The organism is Jannaschia helgolandensis, from assembly GCF_900109285.1.
GTDB lineage: Bacteria > Pseudomonadota > Alphaproteobacteria > Rhodobacterales > Rhodobacteraceae > Jannaschia > Jannaschia helgolandensis.
In genome coordinates this window covers 227,527-246,336 of sequence record NZ_FNZQ01000004.1, presented here as the reverse complement: position 1 = coordinate 246,336, position 18,810 = coordinate 227,527, and the positions used below count along the sequence as shown (strand labels likewise).

Annotated in this window: 20 protein-coding genes and 1 pseudogene; 15 read left to right on the top strand and 6 right to left on the bottom strand. The window is 61.6% G+C overall.

What is annotated here, in order from left to right; genetic code table 11:
- The first annotated feature begins 73 nt into the window (after positions 1 to 73).
- The 7 genes from BMY38_RS12115 to BMY38_RS12085 are packed head-to-tail and all read left to right on the top strand — an operon-like array spanning position 74 to position 7,953.
- Complete coding sequence (locus BMY38_RS12115) at positions 74 to 1,165, top strand: transporter substrate-binding protein (protein ID WP_092763126.1); 1,092 nt, start codon at positions 74 to 76, stop codon at positions 1,163 to 1,165.
- Entirely contained in the window at positions 1,162 to 1,761 is a 600-nt protein-coding gene (locus BMY38_RS12110) for an ANTAR domain-containing response regulator (protein WP_092763124.1), read from the top strand. The genes BMY38_RS12115 and BMY38_RS12110 overlap by 4 nt, the downstream gene beginning before the upstream one ends.
- Positions 1,748 to 2,641, top strand: coding sequence for an ABC transporter permease (locus BMY38_RS12105; RefSeq protein WP_092763122.1), 894 nt, complete (start codon positions 1,748 to 1,750; stop codon positions 2,639 to 2,641). The genes BMY38_RS12110 and BMY38_RS12105 overlap by 14 nt, the downstream gene beginning before the upstream one ends.
- Positions 2,641 to 3,561: an ABC transporter permease gene (locus BMY38_RS12100; protein ID WP_092763120.1), complete on the top strand. Its 921-nt coding sequence runs from the start codon at positions 2,641 to 2,643 to the stop codon at positions 3,559 to 3,561. The genes BMY38_RS12105 and BMY38_RS12100 overlap by 1 nt, the downstream gene beginning before the upstream one ends.
- A 36-nt stretch (positions 3,562 to 3,597) precedes the next feature.
- Positions 3,598 to 5,238, top strand: coding sequence for an ABC transporter substrate-binding protein (locus tag BMY38_RS12095; protein ID WP_092763118.1), 1,641 nt, complete (start codon positions 3,598 to 3,600; stop codon positions 5,236 to 5,238).
- Positions 5,228 to 6,175, top strand: a complete 948-nt coding sequence (locus BMY38_RS12090; protein ID WP_092763116.1) for an acetamidase/formamidase family protein — start codon at positions 5,228 to 5,230, stop codon at positions 6,173 to 6,175. Before BMY38_RS12095 ends, BMY38_RS12090 begins: the two co-directional genes overlap by 11 nt.
- The gene (locus BMY38_RS12085) at positions 6,172 to 7,953 is read left to right on the top strand and encodes an ABC transporter ATP-binding protein (RefSeq protein ID WP_092763114.1); all 1,782 of its coding nucleotides are present in this window, start codon (positions 6,172 to 6,174) and stop codon (positions 7,951 to 7,953) included. Before BMY38_RS12090 ends, BMY38_RS12085 begins: the two co-directional genes overlap by 4 nt.
- A 118-nt stretch (positions 7,954 to 8,071) precedes the next feature.
- Here the strand turns inward: BMY38_RS12085 and BMY38_RS12080 are convergent, their stop codons facing one another.
- From BMY38_RS12080 to BMY38_RS12060, 6 genes and pseudogenes are all read right to left on the bottom strand, one after another.
- The gene (locus BMY38_RS12080; RefSeq protein WP_175495859.1) at positions 8,072 to 8,599 is read right to left on the bottom strand and encodes an OsmC family protein; all 528 of its coding nucleotides are present in this window, start codon (positions 8,597 to 8,599) and stop codon (positions 8,072 to 8,074) included.
- Positions 8,600 to 8,612: 13 nt separating this feature from the next.
- Positions 8,613 to 8,966, bottom strand: a complete 354-nt coding sequence (locus BMY38_RS18720) for a hypothetical protein (protein ID WP_425431633.1) — start codon at positions 8,964 to 8,966, stop codon at positions 8,613 to 8,615.
- A 166-nt stretch (positions 8,967 to 9,132) separates the two neighbouring features.
- Positions 9,133 to 9,804, bottom strand: a pseudogene (locus BMY38_RS18715) (tripartite tricarboxylate transporter permease); the annotation flags it as partial.
- Between the two features lie 62 nt (positions 9,805 to 9,866).
- The gene (locus BMY38_RS12070) at positions 9,867 to 10,181 is read right to left on the bottom strand and encodes a hypothetical protein (RefSeq protein ID WP_139204711.1); all 315 of its coding nucleotides are present in this window, start codon (positions 10,179 to 10,181) and stop codon (positions 9,867 to 9,869) included.
- Positions 10,182 to 10,313: 132 nt separating this feature from the next.
- On the bottom strand, positions 10,314 to 10,733 hold the full coding sequence (locus BMY38_RS18710) for a transposase (RefSeq protein WP_424338003.1): 420 nt from the start codon (positions 10,731 to 10,733) through the stop codon (positions 10,314 to 10,316).
- Positions 10,734 to 10,839: 106 nt separating this feature from the next.
- A complete protein-coding gene (locus tag BMY38_RS12060) occupies positions 10,840 to 11,865 on the bottom strand; it encodes a LacI family DNA-binding transcriptional regulator (protein ID WP_092763112.1) in 1,026 nt (341 codons plus the stop codon).
- A gap of 155 nt (positions 11,866 to 12,020) precedes the next feature.
- Here BMY38_RS12060 and BMY38_RS18140 point away from each other — a divergent pair, with 155 nt between their 5' ends.
- The 8 genes from BMY38_RS18140 (at position 12,021) to BMY38_RS12025 (ending at position 18,809) form a co-directional block, all read left to right on the top strand.
- Positions 12,021 to 12,194 carry a hypothetical protein gene (locus BMY38_RS18140; RefSeq protein ID WP_175495858.1) on the top strand — a complete coding sequence of 58 codons (174 nt, stop codon included), beginning with the start codon at positions 12,021 to 12,023 and terminating at the stop codon, positions 12,192 to 12,194.
- 33 nt (positions 12,195 to 12,227) lie between these two features.
- A complete protein-coding gene (locus BMY38_RS12055; RefSeq protein ID WP_092763110.1) occupies positions 12,228 to 13,376 on the top strand; it encodes a TRAP transporter substrate-binding protein in 1,149 nt (382 codons plus the stop codon).
- Between the two features lie 114 nt (positions 13,377 to 13,490).
- Positions 13,491 to 14,003, top strand: a complete 513-nt coding sequence (locus BMY38_RS12050) for a TRAP transporter small permease (RefSeq protein WP_092763108.1) — start codon at positions 13,491 to 13,493, stop codon at positions 14,001 to 14,003.
- Positions 14,004 to 14,014: 11 nt separating this feature from the next.
- Positions 14,015 to 15,343, top strand: a complete 1,329-nt coding sequence (locus tag BMY38_RS12045; RefSeq protein ID WP_092763106.1) for a TRAP transporter large permease — start codon at positions 14,015 to 14,017, stop codon at positions 15,341 to 15,343.
- 12 nt (positions 15,344 to 15,355) lie between these two features.
- A complete protein-coding gene (hisD, locus tag BMY38_RS12040) occupies positions 15,356 to 16,663 on the top strand; it encodes a histidinol dehydrogenase (protein ID WP_092763104.1) in 1,308 nt (435 codons plus the stop codon).
- Complete coding sequence (locus tag BMY38_RS12035; RefSeq protein ID WP_092763102.1) at positions 16,656 to 17,417, top strand: SDR family NAD(P)-dependent oxidoreductase; 762 nt, start codon at positions 16,656 to 16,658, stop codon at positions 17,415 to 17,417. The genes hisD and BMY38_RS12035 overlap by 8 nt, the downstream gene beginning before the upstream one ends.
- Positions 17,414 to 18,403 carry an alcohol dehydrogenase catalytic domain-containing protein gene (locus BMY38_RS12030; RefSeq protein ID WP_092763100.1) on the top strand — a complete coding sequence of 330 codons (990 nt, stop codon included), beginning with the start codon at positions 17,414 to 17,416 and terminating at the stop codon, positions 18,401 to 18,403. The genes BMY38_RS12035 and BMY38_RS12030 overlap by 4 nt, the downstream gene beginning before the upstream one ends.
- Positions 18,396 to 18,809, top strand: coding sequence for a universal stress protein (locus BMY38_RS12025; RefSeq protein WP_092763098.1), 414 nt, complete (start codon positions 18,396 to 18,398; stop codon positions 18,807 to 18,809). The genes BMY38_RS12030 and BMY38_RS12025 overlap by 8 nt, the downstream gene beginning before the upstream one ends.
- Position 18,810: the final 1 nt, after the last annotated feature.

Here is an 18,810-nt window from a genome sequence, read left to right as displayed (position 1 = left end):
GCTGGGCAATCAGGCCCCGTTTCGACTTTTCCTGCCGGAGGGTCGTGCGGGGCTTTTTCGTTTTTGGGGACCTATGAAAACCGATATCGATCTTGGCATCCTCTATTCCCGCAGCGGCACCTATTCCGCCCTGTCGGAAGCACTGTGGTTGGGCGCTATGGAAGCCATCGAGGTGGTCAATATGGCACCCGAGATCGGCTTCGCCTTTCGCCCAGTCGAGCGTGACCCCGGCGGAGATGTCCAACGCTACGCCCCCCTGTGCGCGGACATCCTAGCGTCGACCAGGGCGCGTCACATCATCGGCTGCGTGACCTCCTCGTCGCGCAAGGAGGTGATCCCGGCATTGGACAAGGCGGGCGCGACGCTGTGGTACAACGTCCCTTACGAGGGGTTCGAAACCTCTGCCCGCGTCGTCTATTCCCACGCCTGCACCAATCAAAACATCCTGCCTATCCTCAGCTGGGCCATGCGGGAATATGGCACGGCCGCGTTTCTGATCGGGTCAAACTACATCTGGGGTTGGGAAACGTGCCGCTTTGCCCGACACCAGGTCGAGGCGGCCGGGGGCAAAGTCTTTGGCGAGCGGTTCCTGCCACTGGGGGACGAGGACGTGGCGGGCCTGATCAAGGAGATCGAGGTGACGCGGCCACGGTTCATCCTGAATTCGCTAGTCGGAGCATCGTCTTACGCGTTTCTTAGGGCGTACCGGGCGCTGGGCGCACGCGACGCCTACTTCCTGCCCGAGACCTGCCCGGTGCTGTCGTGCAACCTGACGGAAGCGGAACTGCCCCTTCTGGGCGCGGCGGCAGAAGGGCTGATTGCCGTTGGCCCCTCGTTCAGCGACCAAGTGCAGCTGGCGGGTCGCGGATCGTCGCTGGAACTGACAGCCTATCGATCCGTCCTGACGCTTGCGGCGGTCCTGTCCGACATGTCGGTCGAGGAGCAGGCCGGCCCCTTCGATGACTTCATCGCCGAGCACGGCGCGAACTACGGGATCGATCCGGCAACGCACCATTGCACGCTGGATGTGAAAATCGCGCAGGTGCGCAACGGCACCTTCGACGTACTGGCCGATTGGCGCGATATTCGGCCCGATCCCTACATGACTCGGCCCATGCGGCATCCGCAACTGGACGGGCCGCGCCTGTCGGTGGTGCGCGCATGATGCCCGGGATTGATATCACTGGTCTGGACGGTGCGCAGGCCATTGTTCTGCATCCCGATCATGAGCGGTTGCAGCTTCTATTGCGGCAGTTGCGGGCCATCGGCCTGAGTGTTGAGACGGCCTGGCCCGACCTGCCGTCTGCCGCCATTCAGGCGAATGTGGTTCTCTATGATGTGGACCTTGGCCACGACGAGCAGTTCCCCTGGGCCCCTGGCGAGGCGCCGATGCCGATGATTGCGCTGGTCGGCTCGGAGGCACCGGGTCGCCTGGAATGGGCCTCGCGGATAGGGGCGGATGCGCTGTTGATGAAGCCATTGGGCGCGGAAGGCGTGTTCGCAGCACTTCTTGTGGCGCGGCAGGCGTTCGAGCTGCGCCGCAGTCTCGCCGCCGAAATCGCCTCGCTGCGCCAGCGGCTCTCGGCGCGGCAGACCGTGGTGAAAGCGGTCAGCATTTTGGCCCGCAAGGCCGTGAGCCAGGATGCCGCATACGACCAGCTGCGCCAGATGGCGATGGCCTGGCAGATAACCATCGAAGCCGCCGCCGTTCAGGTGATCGAGCGCGCGCAAAAGCCCGGAGGTCTGCGTGACTGCAGTTGATACCGCTCCCGCGGCACCCCCCCCGGTCGAGGAGGGGATCTGGACCCGCCTGCGCCGTCGGAAATTGGCGCTGCTTGGCCTGTTGCTGATTGCCGCGACTCTGCTTGGTGCGATCTTTGCGCCGTATCTGACGCAGTTCGACCCGGACGAGCAGTTGTTCGAGGGCTTGTCGATCACCGGCGCGCCCATGGCACCCGGGGGGATGTTCCCTTTGGGCACGGATCTTCTGGGCCGCGATCTGCTGACGCGAATCCTGTACGGCGCGCGCACGTCGCTGATCATCGGGCTGCTGGCCAATGGCGTGGCCCTGTTGATCGGGACGTTCGTGGGGGTGACCGCGGGATACTTTGGCGGCATCCTGGGCGGAATCCTGATGCGGCTGACCGACCTGATGATGGCGTTTCCCGCATTGCTTCTGGCGATCTGTCTTGCGGCCATCTTTCAACCCTCGCTCTGGATCGTGGTGATGGTCATCGCGACCGTGAACTGGGTGCAGACGGCCCGCGTCCTCTATGCCGAAACCGCCAGCCTGTCGCAGCGGGAGTTCATCGCGGCGGAACGTACGCTGGGTGCCGGGCACATGCGCATCCTGTTTCGCCACATCCTGCCGCATCTGGTGCCGACGATCATCGTCTGGGGCACGTTGGGCATCTCGACGACCGTCCTTTTGGAGGCGACGCTGTCCTACTTGGGCGTGGGGGTGCAGCCGCCGACACCCAGCTGGGGCAACATCATCTTCGAAAACCAGACGTATTTTCAGGCGGCCCCCTGGCTTGTGTTTTTTCCGGGCCTTGCCATCGTGACACTGGCGTTGGCCTTCAACCTTGTGGGCGACGCGTTTCGCGAGGTTCTTGACCCGACGCAGCGGGGGCGGACCTGATGCTGGCTTTCATCGCCCGTCGCTTGATCCAGTCGGCGCTGATCCTTCTGGGGGTCAGTTTTATCACCTTCGCACTGCTCTATCTTTTTCCCGCCGACCCGGTACGCCAGATCGCGGGCCGCTCGGCCACGCCCGAAACCGTGGCCAACATTCGCGCGCAACTGGGTCTGGATCAGCCGTTCGTGGTGCAATACCTGCGCTACCTCGGCAACTTGCTTCAGGGCGATCTTGGCCGATCCTACCTGCAAAAGACCGAGGTCGGAACGCTCATCGTGTCGCGTCTGCCCGCCTCGCTTCTGCTGATGGCGGGGGCGATCGTTTGCGAGCTGATGCTCGGCCTGACCATGGGGATCATCGCCGCGATCCGCCGGGGCACGGGGACGGATAATTCGTTGATGATCGTTTCGTTCATCGGCGTGTCCGCCCCGCAGTTCGTGGTGGGCCTGCTGCTACTTTACGTATTCGCGGTGCAGCTTCGGTGGTTCCCCATCGGCGGCTACGGCACCTTCTCGCATCTGGTCTTGCCTGCCGTGACGCTCGGCATCCTTGGGTCCGGTTGGTATTCGCGCATGATGCGATCCTCGATGATCGACGTACTGCGGCAGGATTATATCCGCACGGCCCGCGCCAAGGGCCTGGGCCGGGCACGTGTATTGTTCCGCCATGCCCTGCCCAATGCGATCCTGCCAATCATCGCGATGATTGGCATCGACGTCGGCATCTTCATGGGCGGCATCGTGGTGGTCGAAAGCGTGTTCGGCTGGCCCGGTATCGGTCAGCTGGCCTGGCAGGCGATCCAACGCGTCGACATTCCCATCATCATGGGCGTCACGCTGGTGTCCGCCTGCGCCATCGTCCTTGGAAATCTGGTCGCCGACATCGCGTCGCTGCTGGCCGATCCCCGGATCAAGGTCCGGTAACTGCAAACCAACCGAGTTCAAACAGGAGAGAGACAGATGAAAAACATGCTTACGACGACCGCGCTTATCGCGGCCTTGGCGCTGCCGACCCTGGCGACCGCCGATGGTCATTCCGCCATGGATCCCGACGCCCAGTACGGCGGCAACATCACTATCACCTACAAGGACGACGTGGCCACACTGGACCCGGCCATCGGCTACGATTGGCAGAACTGGTCGATGATCAAATCGCTGTACGATGGTCTGATGGATTATGAGCCGGGCACGACCGACTTGCGCCCGGGCCTTGCCGAAAGTTATGAAATCTCGGACGACGGCATGACCTTCACCTTCAAGTTGCGCGAAGGGGTGAAGTTCCACAACGGGCGCGAGATGACTGCCGAGGATGTGAAATACTCCCTCGACCGTGTGACCGACCCGGTTACGCAATCGCCGGGAGCGGGGTTCTTCGGGTCAATCGCCGGGTTTGATGCAGCCTCGGCGGGCGGCGGCGAAGGCCTGTCCGGTGTCACGGTCGTCGACCCCTACACCGTGCAGATCCAGCTTTCGCGGCCCGATGCGACCTTTCTTCATGTCATGGGTCTGAACTTCGCTTCGGTCGTAGCCAGGGAGGCGGTCGAGGCCGCGGGTGCCGATTTCGGCAAGACCGCAATGGGCACCGGCGCGTTCAAGCTGAGCGAGTGGACGATCGGTCAGCGCCTCGTGTTCGAAAAGAATGCAGATTACTGGCGAGAAGGTCTGCCGTACCTCGACTCCGTGACCTTTGAAGTGGGGCAGGAGCCTATCGTCGCCTTGCTGCGCTTGCAAAACGGTGAAGTCGACGTGCCCGGTGACGGCATCCCCCCCGCGAAGTTCATGGAAGTCATGGCCGATCCCGAGCAGGCATCGCGCGTGATCGAGGGCGGGCAGCTGCATACCGGCTATATCACCCTGAACGTCAATATCCCGCCCTTCGACAACGTCGACGTGCGCAAGGCCGTCAACATGGCGATCAACAAGGAGCGGATCACACAGGTCATCAACGGTCGTGCCGTGCCCGCGACACAGCCGCTGCCGCCATCGATGCCGGGTTACACCGACGGGTACGCGGGCTATTCCTATGACGTGGAGGGGGCCAAGGCCCTGCTGGGCGAAGCAGGCTTCCCCGACGGGTTCGAGACGGAACTGTTCGTCATGAACACCGACCCCAACCCGCGCATCGCGCAGGCCATCCAGCAGGACCTGAGCCAGATCGGTATCACCGCGTCGATCCAGAGCCTTGCGCAGGCCAGCGTGATTGCGGCCGGTGGCGAGGCCGATCAGGCCCCGATGATCTGGTCCGGCGGCATGGCCTGGATTGCAGACTTCCCCGATGCGTCGAACTTCTACGGCCCGATCCTGGGTTGTGACGGAGCCGTGCAAGGCGGCTGGAACTGGTCCTGGTATTGCAACGAGGAGATCGACGCGATGGCGATCGAAGCCGACAGCATGACTGACCCGGCCATGGTCGATGATCGCTTGAAGATGTGGTCCGACGTCTACATGGCCGTCATGGAAGACGCGCCCTGGGTGCCGGTCTTTAACGAGCAGCGCTACACCATGAAGTCGCCGCGCATGGGCGGGGCGGATGCGCTCTACGTTGATCCGGTCTCGATCCCCGTCAACTACGACTATGTGTTCGTCACCGATGTGCAATAAATGTCCTGACTACACGATCCACGGCGCGAGCCATCATTTCGGCTGGGACAATTCGTTTGTCCCGGTCGAGACGGTCGCCCCCGGATCGACCATCGAGTTCAAGTGCCACGACAGTTCCGCCGGGCAATTGACGGCGACAAGTACCGTCGAGGACGTGCGCACGCTCGACTTCGGCAAGATCAATCCCGTGTCCGGCCCCATTTATGTCGATGGGGCCGAACCGGGCGACGCGCTCAAGATCCAGATCGAGGGCTTCACTCCATCGGGATTTGGCTGGACGGCGAACATTCCAGGCTTCGGCCTGCTCGCCGACCAGTTCGAGGATCCCGCGCTGACGCTCTGGAAGTATGACGCCGACACACTAGAGCCGGCGCTCTTCGGCAAGCAGGGACGCGTGCCCTTGAAGCCCTTCGCGGGCACCATCGGCTGCGCCCTGGCGGAGCCGGGTCTGCACTCCATCGTCCCGCCCCGGCGGGTCGGCGGCAACCTGGATATCCGGGATCTGGCGGCGGGCACCACGCTCTACTTGCCGGTTGAAGTCGCGGGGGCACTCTTTTCGATCGGGGACACCCACGCGGCGCAGGGCGACGGTGAAGTCTGCGGCACGGCCATCGAAAGCCCGATGGATGCCACCGTGACGCTGGACCTGGTGAAAGGCGCAAACCTCAAGATGCCGCGCTTCACTACGTCCGGGCCGGTGACGCGGCATCTGGATGCCAAGGGCTACGAGGTGACGACGGGCATCGGACCCGACCTGATGAGCGGGGCGCGAAACGCGGTTTCGCAGATGGTCGACCACCTGTGTGCGACACAGAAACTCGCGCCCGAAGATGCCTATATGCTGGTCTCCACCTGCGGCGATCTGCGAATCTCGGAAATCGTGGACAACCCGAACTGGGTCGTCTCGTTCTACTTCCCACGAATCGTGTTCGAATGACCACGCAGGAAATCCTTTCCCCGGCGGCGCAGGTCGCCGGGGAAGCCCCGGTCGTCCTTTCCGTGCGCGACCTCGATATTTCCGTGCGCCAGCAGGGAGGCGTCAAACCCCTCGTGATCGGCCTCACATTCGATCTGCGGCGCGGCGAGACGCTGGCGATCGCGGGCGAAAGCGGGTCGGGAAAATCGCTGACGTCGCTTGCCATCATGGGCCTTTTACCGCCCCCCGCCGTTCATGTTGCGGCCGGGTCGATCATCTTTGGTGACGTCGATCTGACGAAACTGGCCGAGACAAAACTGCAAGCCATTCGCGGCAGTCGCATCGCCATGATCTTTCAGGAACCGATGACGGCACTGAACCCCGTCATGCGGATAGGCGATCAGCTGGTTGAAGCCCTGCGCGCGCACGAACCGTTGTCGCGTCAGGCGGCCCGAACTCGTGCGCTGGAGGCGCTGCGCGCGGTGCGCCTGACCGAACCGGAGCGGCGGTTGAGCCAGTATCCGCACGAGTTGTCGGGCGGGATGCGTCAGAGGGTCGTGATCGCCATGGCCATCGCGTTGCGCCCCGACATCCTGATCGCGGACGAACCGACGACCGCGCTGGACGTGACCGTCCAGAGAGAGGTGCTGGACCTCCTCCGCGACCTGAGCCGCGATATGGGGACGGCCCTGATCCTGATTACCCACGACATGGGTGTGGTGGCCGAAATGGCCGACCGCGTGTTGGTGATGCAATCCGGCGTGATGGTAGAGACGGCCGCGGTAGGCCAGTTGTTTTCGGCCCCGAAGCAGGCTTACACGCAGGCGCTTCTGGCCGCCGTGCCCCGCATGGGCCAGGGGCGGGAGGCATCGGTAAAGCCGCTGTGGCGACCGCTGGTTTCGATCCGTGACATGGTTGTCACTTATGACCTGAAGGGCGGCATTCTCGGGCGGACGCAATCCCGCGTGCACGCCGTCGAAGGCGTGACCTTCGACATCCACCCCGGAGAGACCTTCGCCTTGGTGGGCGAAAGCGGCTGTGGCAAATCCACGATCGCACGGGCCCTGACCGGGTTGGTCCCACACCAGGGTATCGTGGAGTTCGACGGCGAAACGCTGGGCAGCACGCCGGCCGCCCGCTTTGCCGCCAGTCGGCAAATGCAGATGATCTTTCAGGACCCGATGGCGGCGCTGAACGGTCGGATGCGGGTGGGGGACCTAGTGATGGAGCCGTTGGTCATCCACGGGATCGGCGACGTGGCGTCCCGGCGCGCCCGGGCCGAGGCGCTGTTCGACCGGGTCGGCCTGACGCGCGACGCGCTCGACCGTTATCCGCACGAATTTTCAGGCGGGCAAAGGCAACGCATCTGCATCGCCCGTGCGCTGGCGCTTAATCCCAAGCTAATCCTCGCAGATGAAAGCGTGTCCGCTTTGGACGTGTCGGTCCAAGCGAGCGTTCTGGATCTTCTGGCAGAGCTCAAGGCGGAGATGGACATGTCCTACCTCTTCATTTCCCACGACATGGCGATTGTCGAGAATATCGCCGATCGCGTGGCCGTCATGTTTCTGGGCCAGATCGTCGAGACGGGCAGCAGCGCCCAGGTCTTCGGCAATCCACAGCACAGCTATACCCGCCGCCTGATCGACGCGGTGCCGCACCCCGATCCGTCAAGGGTTCTTCCCGTCCGCGCCGTCCATGCCAGCGATCCGCCAAGCCCGGTTCGCCGCGTGGGCGACCCGCCCAAGCGGTTGGCTCTCCGGTCAGTTGGATCTGGACATCTGGTGGCAAGCGAGGCCTAACGCTGCGGCCAGAGTGTCGTCTGACCACCAGCAGGTAGTGGCCGTTTCTCACCTGTCCCATAGTGCTTCCTTCCATTCTCTCGAATGGATCACACCGTCAAACCGTGGGATCAAACACCTAGTCTACGTTACCTGAGTAATCCGCTGCGGGCCTTTTCTTCCAATTGACGGTCATATCCACCTTAGCCGCCGACAGCAGGTTCATGACAGGGCAACGAAACTCTACGTTCTTGCAAAGCTGAGCGAAGCGTTCGTCGTTTTCGTCGGAATAGACTATGATATCCAGCGATCCGCTTTCGAAGTAGGGGCGTATGCCGGGCACGCCCTTGGGGCCGCGGACGTCGATCTGGCTTTCACAGGCAAAATCGACGCCGGAATACTCGAACTTCATCGCCGTCGCCACGCCGTTGATGATCACACCGTCACATCCGACAAGCGAGACGAGGACGGTCTCGAGAGGACTGGGCGACGTGTTCGTACCCCCGAGGGATGCGGGTTCGTCGGTGTAGACGGGGTCGAAGTCGCGCACCTGTATCTTCGTGCGCGTACCTGCCGCGTTCGTCGCCTTGACGTGGCGAACGCCGATCTTTTTTGTCTTAGGGTCGATGCTGGGCTCGATGATATCTGCGTCGATCATGTCTGACATGGAAGTCTCACTTTTAGCTGAAGGCCAGAAGGGCACCCACGGGCGCGTCACCGCGCAGGAGGTCGAAAAGGAGCCTGACGATAGCGAATACCGCGGCACCATAAATGAGGGAGGTCCACCACCGCATCCTGGCTTGCGCCAGAAGCATCCAGACGATGAGGATCAAGGTCGGAACGCTGATGCCGACCGCCCAGACGGCGACGGTGTATGCGAGAAAGACGCCCAGCACCCAGAGTTCTCCGCCGTCCCGAGCGAAGTCGTTCCGGTATTCGCGGAATCCTCTGAATAGCAGCCAGAGGACGAGCGGAAGTCCAGGCACGATGGCAAGTGCCGGCATGAGACGGGACGCCGGATTGAAGGTGAACATCTCCCATGTCGCGTAGACGAACATCACCGTCGCAACGGCGGCAAGAATGAGGGCGATGCCACGGCTGTCCTCCGGGATCGCAGATGTTTCCTCTTCGTGCTTTTCTACAGCGGGGGAACCCGGCACCCCATTTGCTGACTTTCATGGGCTCGTGACTGATGCCACCGCCGGCGGCCAGCATCGAAATGGCCTCGGCAACGCCGAAGAGACCGAGCGCGACAATGGTCAGGGAAAAGCCGTCGAGGAGGTAGACTTGTCCGAAGGTGAAGCGGAAATCGGCGGCGGCTTGCGCGGGGCCGACGACCCCGAGAAGGACGCCGAGACTGGCAGCTGCCAGCCCTTTGGCCAAATCCTTCCCGACCATCGAAGAGGCGAAAAAGAGGCCAACCAGCGCGAACATGAACAGTTCTGGCGTCGAGAGCATGAGGACGATGGGCCCGGCGATTGGGATCGCTACCAAGAGGATTGCCGCCCCCATGAGACCCCCCACCATCGAGGCGAGAAAGCCGACGCCAAGTGCGCGTGCCGCGTGCCCCTGCTTGGCCAGGGCGTGCCCCTCGATCGCAGTAGGTGCCGACGCCGGAGAGCCGGGTGCACCCAGAAGGACGGACGTGATCGTGTCTGATGTGTAGACAATCGAAATCGCTCCGAGGAGCATCGCAAGGCCGGAATAGTCATCGAGGTAGAAAACGAACGGGAGAAGAATCGAGACGGCGGCCACGCCACCGAGACCGGGCAGCATTCCGAACACCATGCCCACAAGCATGCCGGCGAAAAGCGCGGTCAGTCTGGTGGGGTCGAAAAGCGCTTCAAGCGCCGTGAGGGCGTGTTCGAACATTCAAGCATCCGGCGTCTTGAGAAACCCGGGCCCGCACAAGCGAGCCCGGGATGGGAAAACTCTTAGAAGTTCACGCCGTACTTTTTGGACAGGAGATCGCGGAGATACGTCTTGACCTCTTCGCTTGGCGCAAGCGCTGCCTTGATCGCGGCTTCCGTGTCCGGCCCGGCATTGAGACGCGCGCCGTTGGTGACTTCCTGGCTCTCGGCCTGAAATTCGGGATCCGCATTGATGGCCTCGGCAGCCGCAGCAAAGGCATCGAGTACATCCTGCGGCGTGTCGGGGTGCATATAGGCCGTCAGGCCATAGGCATAGGTCACCGATGCGATCCCTTGGAAGGCGTCCCATTCGATACCGGACGGGGCTTCGCCGTTCATCTTTCATAAACTTCGTAGACAGAAGGTAATTCGGGCGCGATCGGATCACGTGCCGAGAGTAGGCCGTTGTCCCAGTCTCCCCCGAAGTCTGAGGTCGGGCTTTGCGTGATACGAGTGTCCGTGGAGTTGTGTTCAGAGAGTCGCGATTGCCGGTGCATCCGCAAGGATGATCTTCGTCTCGACGCCACGCTTTCGCAGCCGGAACGGGAAAGTCGCGAAGAGCGCATCTTCTGCGGCCTTGCACCTGTCTGCGCCAATGGCTTCGGCCACTGCGTCTGCATTCAGCTGCAGGTCCAGCCTGCCGGGTGCTACGTCGATGCGGGTGATCAGACCAAAGAGCGTATCAGGTTCGGCCTTGTCACCGACCTCCGCGAGCGCCGACGCGGCCTTGGCGGCATCGGACACTTCCATGCCGCCATACTTCGATTTGAACTTGTAGAACGGCCCCGGGCTGAAGTCGTGCTTGCGGCACACCTCCGCAGTCGGCACCCCGGCTTCTTGTTCTTTGATCATCCCAATGATCCGGGCTTCCGTAAAACGGCTCTTTCGCATTCGTTTGCTCCTTCAAAAGGTTGAGCAAACTCTACATCAGAACGCGGGAGGTTTTGGGGGCAGGTCAGGTTCATTAAATTCAGCCCGACCTTCGCCAAAGGCGGCACTAACTTGTGTTGACCGGTGCCAGTGTTCCGCGAAACACTATTCTCGTCTTCAATTCAGTGGCTTCTGGGGCCATCCCGTCCTTCACCAGTTTTGTAAGGGCGAGCCCCGCCTGCCGTCCCATTTCTCGATGCGGCACATGCACCGTTGTAAGGGGGGGGTAGGTGACTTGCGCCAACTCAATGTCGTCAAAGCCGACGACGGAGACGTCACGAGGCACGGAGATCCCCAAATCCCTCGCTCGATGCAAGGCCCCGACGGCTAAGACGTCGTTTCCACAGAAAACGGCTGTTGTGTCTGACGTGGACGTCATGACCTGTTCGAAAGCAGCGGCACCTTCCTCGATGCCGTAGGTTGTTTCGACAACCTTCAGGTCTTTCACGTCGAGACCGGCGGTCGCCATCGCGTCCTGTATTCCAACGCGTCGTGCTTCGGCCCGATCGTTCATGGCTGTTTCCGCCGAGATGAGCGCCAGTCGCCGGTGACCAAGCCCGATCACCTTGGTCGCCATCTCGCGCATGGCCGCCCTGTTGTCGAAGCCGACGGACGGCCGCTTCGAACCTGCATCGAATGCCCATGTCACAAGCGTCGGCACATTTTGCGCCTTCAGAAACCGGTAAACCTCCGGGTTCCGTGCATGACCAATCAAAAGCAATGCGTCGGCACCGCGTGCGACGAGCGTCCTGATCTGTTCCTCTTCGATATCCGGCCTGTAAGACGTGCTGGCGACGAGCATCGTAAATCCGTGAAGACGCAATTCATCCTGAAATGCCTGCAGACCACGTGCGAAGACCGCGTTTTCCATGGTCGGAATGATCGCACCTATGGTGTTGGTCCTGCGGGCCGCCATCGCTTTCGCACCGAAATTGGGCGAATAGCCCAAATCGCGGATCGCCTTTGCGACCTTCTTGCGCGTGCGTTCCGCGACCTGATCGGGGAAGTTCAGGTAGCGTGAAACGGTCGCGGTCGACACGCTCGTCGCGTTGGCTACGTCCTGAAGTGTTGGTGTGGTTCGCTTGGAATTCATGCAGGTCCTTGGGGCAGGGTAGAGGGCAATTTACCAAGTTATCTGTGCAGGACGTACAACAGACTGCCGATCGCAAAATGTAAAGGCTTGCATTTTCCAAATGTAATGGCTTACATAAGGGCAGAATCGGCTTTGCGACTGGGAGGAGACGCGACATGCCGCTTATCTTAGCGATCATATTATTTGCGGTTTTTACTGTGAACGTGGGGCTTGGCGCAGCATCGAATTCCGCCTTCCTGAATGACGTGGGTGAGATGCTGGTGCTGGGCGGCGTCGCGGTTTTGTTCGTCATAGCCATTCTGAAGAAGGAAGCCGACGCCAAAAAATAGGCGTGGCGGGAACCGTCCAGGGAGGACAACACATTGGAAAACGACAACGCGCATCTCTATTCGGCCGAGCGCCGCAATTTCCTGAAACTGGCGGGCGCAGGCAGCTTTACAGCTGCTCTCGTCGCCGGCGCCGCAGGAGCGCTCTGGTCGACGGAAGCCACCGCCCAGACCGCAAACGAAGAGCGGGACCGCGAAGCCGCAGCTGAGCAAGTCATGACCATCGCGACGGCCTATGTACTTGGCGCTACCCGCAGCTATCCGATCATGCAACTCGACCTGAAGGAAAACATCCAGAACGCCACGGGCGGAAAAGTCTACGTCAAGCTCGCACCCGGTGGTCAGCTTGGGGCAGGGGGCGCGTTGGTCCAAAAGGTGCAGACCGGCACAATTCAGGCCGCGCAGCACTCGCTGTCGAACTTCGCCCCGTTCGCCAGTGCAGTTGACCTTATCAACATGCCGTACCTCTGCGGTTCGAACCAGCGGTTCACCAACCTCGTCCATTCCGATGTCTGGGCGCAGGAAGTGAATCCCAAGGTCGAAGCTGCGGGTTTCAAGACGCTGTTCTACGTCAACATCGACCCCCGTGTCGTGGCTATCCGCGCTGGCGGCGCTGGCCCTGTTCTGACGCCGGGCGATCTGGCCGGCATCAAGTTCCGCGTGCCTGGCTCCGCCATGTTGCAACAGTATTATCGCATGGTCGGTGCCAATCCGACACCGGTGGCCTGGGGCGAAACGCCTTCGGCGATCAAACAGGGCGTGGCTGACGCTTTGGACCCGTCCGTGGGCGCGCTTTACGTCTTTGGTTTCAAGGATATATTGTCGCACGTGACCTTCACGCAGGCCGTGCCTGACAGCCAAGTCTATTCCTGCAACCTCGAATGGTTCAATTCTATGTCGCCAGAAATTCAGGACGGCATTATGGAAGCCTCTGAGATCACGCGGCACCAGAACCTCGCCAAGGTGCCGTCGTCGCGGAACTACGCCATGGCCGAGCTTCGCAAGGCCGGTGTGGAATTCCACACGCTATCGGACGATCAATTGGCCGAATGGCAGGCGACCGGAGGATACCAGCTGCCCGATTGGGACAGCTTCAAGACCGAACTGGCCGGATCGATGGAGACCTTCGCCAAGCTGGAAGAAGCGGCCGGCACGATGGGCCGTTACTACGTCAACGACGCCTGAAGACACGCGGCAGGCGCCCAAACGGGCGTCTGTCCACCGACCAGTTCAGTTTACCGATCACACTCCAAGAGAGCCGTGCGGATTTGGTCAGCATGGCAACAAGAGAGGTCCGTCATGAGAATTCTGCGCCTGCTCAACCGAGACGCCGAACGATGGGCGCTTTTGGTATTTTACGTGATGCTTGTCATGACGATGGCAGTCGAAGTCCTGCGCCGAGAGATCTTCTCCTACTCGTCGATCTGGGGCGAAGAGGTCGTGCGCTATTCGTTCATCTACCTCGCCTGGATCGGCGCGGCTGCGGCGGTCAAGGAACGGGCGCACATCCGCATCGACGTGGTCATGCACTACCTCGGGCCACGGCCCAAGGCGCTGCTTTATATGTTCGGCGATCTGGTGATGTTCGGGGTCGCGGTCATCGCCCTCTACTGGTCGATGGAAACCGTGCTCGTCTCCTGGAAATTCGGCTCGGTCAGCCATGGTCTGCGGATCTCGATGGTCTGGTTCCTGATGGCGGTGCCCATTGGTTTCGCGCTGATGCTTTTGCGCCTGACCCAATCCTTCCTGCGCGATCTGCGCAGCCTTCGGGACGGTACTGACGTCTACGAAGGCGATAAATTGTTCGATTGAGGGGATAAGAGATGCTTTTTGATACCCTCAACCAAGCCGTTGAACTGGGCTGGGATTTCTATCTGCCCGTAATCATGTTCGTAGCGCTTAGCGCCATGGCCGTGCCAGTCTGGGCCTCGATCGGGGTCGCGGCGATCACCATGCTGCTGATGTCGGGCGACCTGCCGCTTGCACTGGTCGGCGAGAGCCTGTTCGACGGAATCGATGCCTTTGCCCTGACTGCCGTGCCACTGTTCATCCTGACGGGTGACGTGCTGGTGCGCACCGGGCTGTCGCGCAAGTTCCTGGATGTGGCCGAGGCCCTGACTCAGTTCGCCAAAGGTGGCTTCGGTTCGGCCACGGTGCTTGTCTGCGGCATGTTCGCCGCGATTTCCGGCTCTGACGCGGCTGGGGCCGCCGCGGTGGGCCGGATGACGATCAACCGGCTGGTCGAAAGCGGCTACCCGCGTCCCTATGCCTGTGCTCTGGTCGCTGCAGGAGCCTGTACCGGCATCCTGATTCCGCCTTCGATCGCTTATATCATAATCGGTCTGGTGCTTGGCATATCGGCATCGACGCTTTTCCTTGCGGCGATCATCCCGGGGTTCCTGATCCTGACCGCCATCCTCGTGACGAATATCGTGGTCAACCGTATTTACGGCTACGAAGGGGGGGGCAACCTGTCAGCGTCGGTGTACTTCGGAAATCTCGGTCGTTCACTTGCCTCGGGATGGTATGCATTCATCGTGCCAGGTATCATCTTCTACGGCATCTTTTCGGGTCGTCTCACACCGACCGAAGCGGGTGCGACCGCAGTTATCGTCACGATCATCATCGGCTTCATCCTCGGCACCCTGAAACTGGCCGATTTCCCCGCGATGCTGATTTCGTCCGCCAAGGTCAACGGGATCATCCTGCCGATCATCGCCTTTTCTCTGCCGCTGGCGCAGGCTCTGGCGATCATGGGCGTGCCGCAGGGCTTTGTTTATTCGGTTACCGCTTTGACGGATGACCCGACGCTGCTGATCCTCATGATGATCGGCATCCTGATCGCCGCAGGCTGTGTCATGGAAACGACACCGAACATCGTGATCCTGGCGCCAATACTTAAGCCGTTGGCCGATAACATCGGCATGAACGAAATCCAGTTCAGCATCATGATGATCACGGCCCTCGGCGTGGGCTTCATCACGCCGCCACTGGGACTGAACCTGTTCGTGGTGTCCGGTATCACGGGCGAGTCCATCCTCAAGATCGCATGGCGCGCGGTACCTTTCGTTTTCTTCATGCTGATCGTTGTGCTGATGATTGCCTTCATACCGGCGATTTCGACAACGATGCTTCCAGACATTTACAAATAGGGCGGTCAAACCATGGCTAGAAACTATCTCAAGAAAGCAACCCTGACGGCGCAATCCGGCGCATCGGATGTGCATGAAATCGTTCAAGGCATCCTGTCCGACATCGAAGAGGGCGGCGACGAGAAAGCCCGCGAATACGCGGTGAAGTTCGACAAGTACGACGGCGACATCATCCTGACCGAGGTCGAGATTGCAGCCGCCTGCGACCAGGTTCCGCAAAAGCTCAAGGACGACATCCAGTTTGCCCATGATAACGTGCGCCGCTTCGCCGAAGCCCAGAAGGCCACCGTCCGCGACATAGAATACGAGATCGTGCCGGGGCTGATCGCCGGGCAAAAGGCGATCCCGGTGGACGCGGCAGGCTGCTATGTGCCCGGTGGGCGCTACAGTCACATCGCTTCGGCGATCATGACGGTGACTACTGCCAAGGTGGCAGGCTGCAATCATATCACAGCAACCTCTCCGCCCCGTCCGGGCACCGGTGTGGCACCGGCGATTATCTATGCCGCGCACATCTGCGGCGCGGACAAGATCATGGCGCTCGGTGGCGTGCAGGGTGTGGCCGCCATGACGTTCGGTCTGTTCGGCCTACCCAAGGCGAATATCCTTGTGGGTCCGGGCAACCAGTTTGTGGCCGAGGCAAAGCGCATCCTGTTCGGACGTGTTGGCATCGACATGATTGCGGGTCCGACAGACAGCCTGATCATCGCCGATAAGACCGCCGATCCGCACATCGTCGCGACTGATTTGGTATCGCAGGCCGAACACGGATATAATTCGCCCGTCTGGCTGGTAACCGACGACCGCGATTTGGCCGTGGATGTCATCAACCGCGTCCCAGTGCTGATTGACGATCTGCCGAACGTGAACCGCGACAACGCCTTCAAGGCATGGCGCGATTATGCCGAAGTCATCGTCTGTTCCGACCGCGAAGACATGGCCGCATGCTCCGATGAATACGCGCCCGAGCATCTGACTGTACAGGCGAAGGACCTCGATTGGTGGCGCGACCGGCTCAGCTGCTATGGCTCGCTGTTTCTGGGCGAGGAAACCACTGTATCATATGGCGACAAGGCGTCGGGTACGAACCACGTCCTGCCGACCTCGGGGGCCGCGTCCTATACCGGCGGCCTCTCCGTCCATAAGTACATGAAAATCGTCACGTGGCAGCAATCCACGCGCGAAGGCTCCAAGCGGGTGGCACAGGCGACTGCCCGTATTTCGCGTCTCGAAGGGATGGAAGGCCACGCCCGCGCGGCAGACGTCCGTCTTGCCAAGTACTTTCCCGACGAGAATTTCGACCTCAGCGCCGATGATTGATCCTCGCAATCTCTTCGACCTGACGGGACGCGTTGCATGTGTGACCGGTGCCAGCGCCGGTCTGGGGCAGCGCGCCGCTGTCGCCTTGGCGGCGGCGGGTGCCAAGGTCGTGGGGGTCGCTCGGCGGGCGGAGGCGCTGTCGGACTGGGCGGCGCAAACCGGCGACGCCGCCGCAACGGTTGCGGCCGACCTGTCACACCGGGACCAGATCGAAGATATCGCGAAGCAAATCGCGACACCCTTCGGTGCGCCCGATATCGTGGTCCACGCGGCGGGGATCAACACCCGTCAAGCAGCCGACGACGTCACGCCGGACGGCTGGGACGTGACGATGAACCTTAATCTGGCGGCGCCGTTCTTCCTCAGCAAAGCCTTCGCTCCCGCGATGAAGGCCAAGGGCTGGGGTCGCATCGTGAATTTCGCATCGTTGCAGACGACCCGCGCTTTTTCCGGCGGCGTCAGCTATGGTGCCAGCAAGGCCGGTGTCGCCCAACTGACCCGCGCCATGGCCGAGGCTTGGTCCCGCGATGGCATCACCGCAAACGCCATCGGACCGGGGTTCTTTCCGACGGAACTGACCGGACCAGTCTTTGCCGACCCGGAGCGCGCAGCGCGAAATGCGTCGCAGACCTGTATTGGCCGTAATGGCGCATTGGAAGATCTGGACGGGCCGCTTCTGTTCCTGTGCTCAGATGCCTCCGTCTACGTCACTGGACAGATCCTGATGGTCGATGGGGGGTTCACTGCGAAATGAAAGCGCTGATTTACGACGCGGTCGAAACGCTGGTTTACCGCGATATACCCGATCCGAAACCGGGTCCGGGGCAAAGCCTGATCCGCGTCGAAGCATCGGGTATCTGCGGCTCGGACATGCACGCATTTCTGGGCCACGACGAGCGACGTCCCGCGCCACTGATCCTGGGGCACGAGGCTGCGGGCACGGTCATCGACGGAGCCCACAAGGGTGCGCGGGTGACGATTAACCCGCTTGTGACCTGCGGCACCTGCCGGGCCTGTCTGGCCGGTCGCGATAACCTGTGTCCCGAACGGATGATCATCTCGATGCCACCGCGCGAAGGCGCCTTCGCCGAACTGGTGGTGATGCGCGACGAAAACCTCGTGACGGTGCCAGACGACGTACCCTTACGGAAAGCGGCCCTCGCTGAACCGCTCGCTTGTGGCTGGCATGCGGTGCGGCTGGGCGCGGCTGCATTAGACATGCCACTGGCCGACGCCCGATGTCATGTCATCGGCGGCGGTGCCATCGGCGTTGGCGCGGCGCTGGCCCTGCGAGCCTTTGGCGCGACGCAGATTACGGTTGCCGAGCCTAACGCCGTCCGCCGCGCGACGCTGGATCAGATCGACGGCTTTGACGCCGTGGCCCCGGGCAGCGTGATGCAGGCCGATCTGGTGATCGACGGTGTCGGCTATGCTACGACGCGTGCGGACGCCAGCGCGATGGTTTTGCCCGGCGGCGTCATCATGCACATCGGGCTGGGCGAAGGGGAAGGCGGCCTTGATATCCGTCGGATAACCTTGCAGGAGATCACCTTCGTCGGGACCTACACCTATACCGCGCAAGATTTCCGCGACACCGCTGCGGCGATCTTCGATGGATGTCTGGGTCCGCTGGACTGGACCGAACAGCGGCCGCTGGGCCAAGGGCAACAAGCCTTTTCCGATATTCGTGCGGGCCGTGTGGCCGCCCCAAAAATCATATTGGAGCCGTCTGATGTATAAGAATATTCTGGTACCCATGGCTCTGGATCATGGCATCGGCGAAGCCGTCCTCGATGTGGCTCGAACGCTTTTGTTCGAAGGCGGCAAGATTACTGCCCTGCACGTGCTCGAAGCGCCGCAAGACTCGGTCAAAGCCTATCTGGACGAGGCGGTCGTGCAAGAAGCCTTCGACCACGCCAAGGCCAAGCTGGACGCCCGAGTCAAAGGTCTGCCGGATGTCACCGCGATGGTCGTCAAGGGCCACAGCGGGCGCGGCATCATCGACGTCGCGGTCCAGCAGGACGTGGATTGCGTCGTGATCGGGTCGCATAAGCCCGGCCTCATTAATTACCTGCTCGGATCGACGGCGGCGCGCGTGGTGCGTCATGCACCCTGCGCCGTCCACGTTCTGCGTAGCCGACCCTGAT

Coding starts and splice junctions, on each gene's coding strand:
- BMY38_RS12030 (WP_092763100.1), top strand. CDS start 17,414: ATGAAAGCGCTGATTTACGACGCGGTCGAAACGCTGGTTTACCGCGAT.
- BMY38_RS12080 (WP_175495859.1), bottom strand. CDS start 8,599: ATGTCAGACATGATCGACGCAGATATCATCGAGCCCAGCATCGACCCT.
- BMY38_RS12115 (WP_092763126.1), top strand. CDS start 74: ATGAAAACCGATATCGATCTTGGCATCCTCTATTCCCGCAGCGGCACC.
- BMY38_RS12100 (WP_092763120.1), top strand. CDS start 2,641: ATGCTGGCTTTCATCGCCCGTCGCTTGATCCAGTCGGCGCTGATCCTT.
- BMY38_RS12090 (WP_092763116.1), top strand. CDS start 5,228: ATGTGCAATAAATGTCCTGACTACACGATCCACGGCGCGAGCCATCAT.
- BMY38_RS12060 (WP_092763112.1), bottom strand. CDS start 11,865: ATGAATTCCAAGCGAACCACACCAACACTTCAGGACGTAGCCAACGCG.
- BMY38_RS18720 (WP_425431633.1), bottom strand. CDS start 8,966: ATGTTCACCTTCAATCCGGCGTCCCGTCTCATGCCGGCACTTGCCATC.
- BMY38_RS12045 (WP_092763106.1), top strand. CDS start 14,015: ATGCTTTTTGATACCCTCAACCAAGCCGTTGAACTGGGCTGGGATTTC.
- BMY38_RS12070 (WP_139204711.1), bottom strand. CDS start 10,181: ATGAACGGCGAAGCCCCGTCCGGTATCGAATGGGACGCCTTCCAAGGG.
- BMY38_RS12085 (WP_092763114.1), top strand. CDS start 6,172: ATGACCACGCAGGAAATCCTTTCCCCGGCGGCGCAGGTCGCCGGGGAA.
- BMY38_RS12050 (WP_092763108.1), top strand. CDS start 13,491: ATGAGAATTCTGCGCCTGCTCAACCGAGACGCCGAACGATGGGCGCTT.
- BMY38_RS12095 (WP_092763118.1), top strand. CDS start 3,598: ATGAAAAACATGCTTACGACGACCGCGCTTATCGCGGCCTTGGCGCTG.
- BMY38_RS18710 (WP_424338003.1), bottom strand. CDS start 10,733: ATGCGAAAGAGCCGTTTTACGGAAGCCCGGATCATTGGGATGATCAAA.
- hisD (WP_092763104.1), top strand. CDS start 15,356: ATGGCTAGAAACTATCTCAAGAAAGCAACCCTGACGGCGCAATCCGGC.
- BMY38_RS12025 (WP_092763098.1), top strand. CDS start 18,396: ATGTATAAGAATATTCTGGTACCCATGGCTCTGGATCATGGCATCGGC.
- BMY38_RS18140 (WP_175495858.1), top strand. CDS start 12,021: ATGCCGCTTATCTTAGCGATCATATTATTTGCGGTTTTTACTGTGAAC.
- BMY38_RS12035 (WP_092763102.1), top strand. CDS start 16,656: ATGATTGATCCTCGCAATCTCTTCGACCTGACGGGACGCGTTGCATGT.
- BMY38_RS12110 (WP_092763124.1), top strand. CDS start 1,162: ATGATGCCCGGGATTGATATCACTGGTCTGGACGGTGCGCAGGCCATT.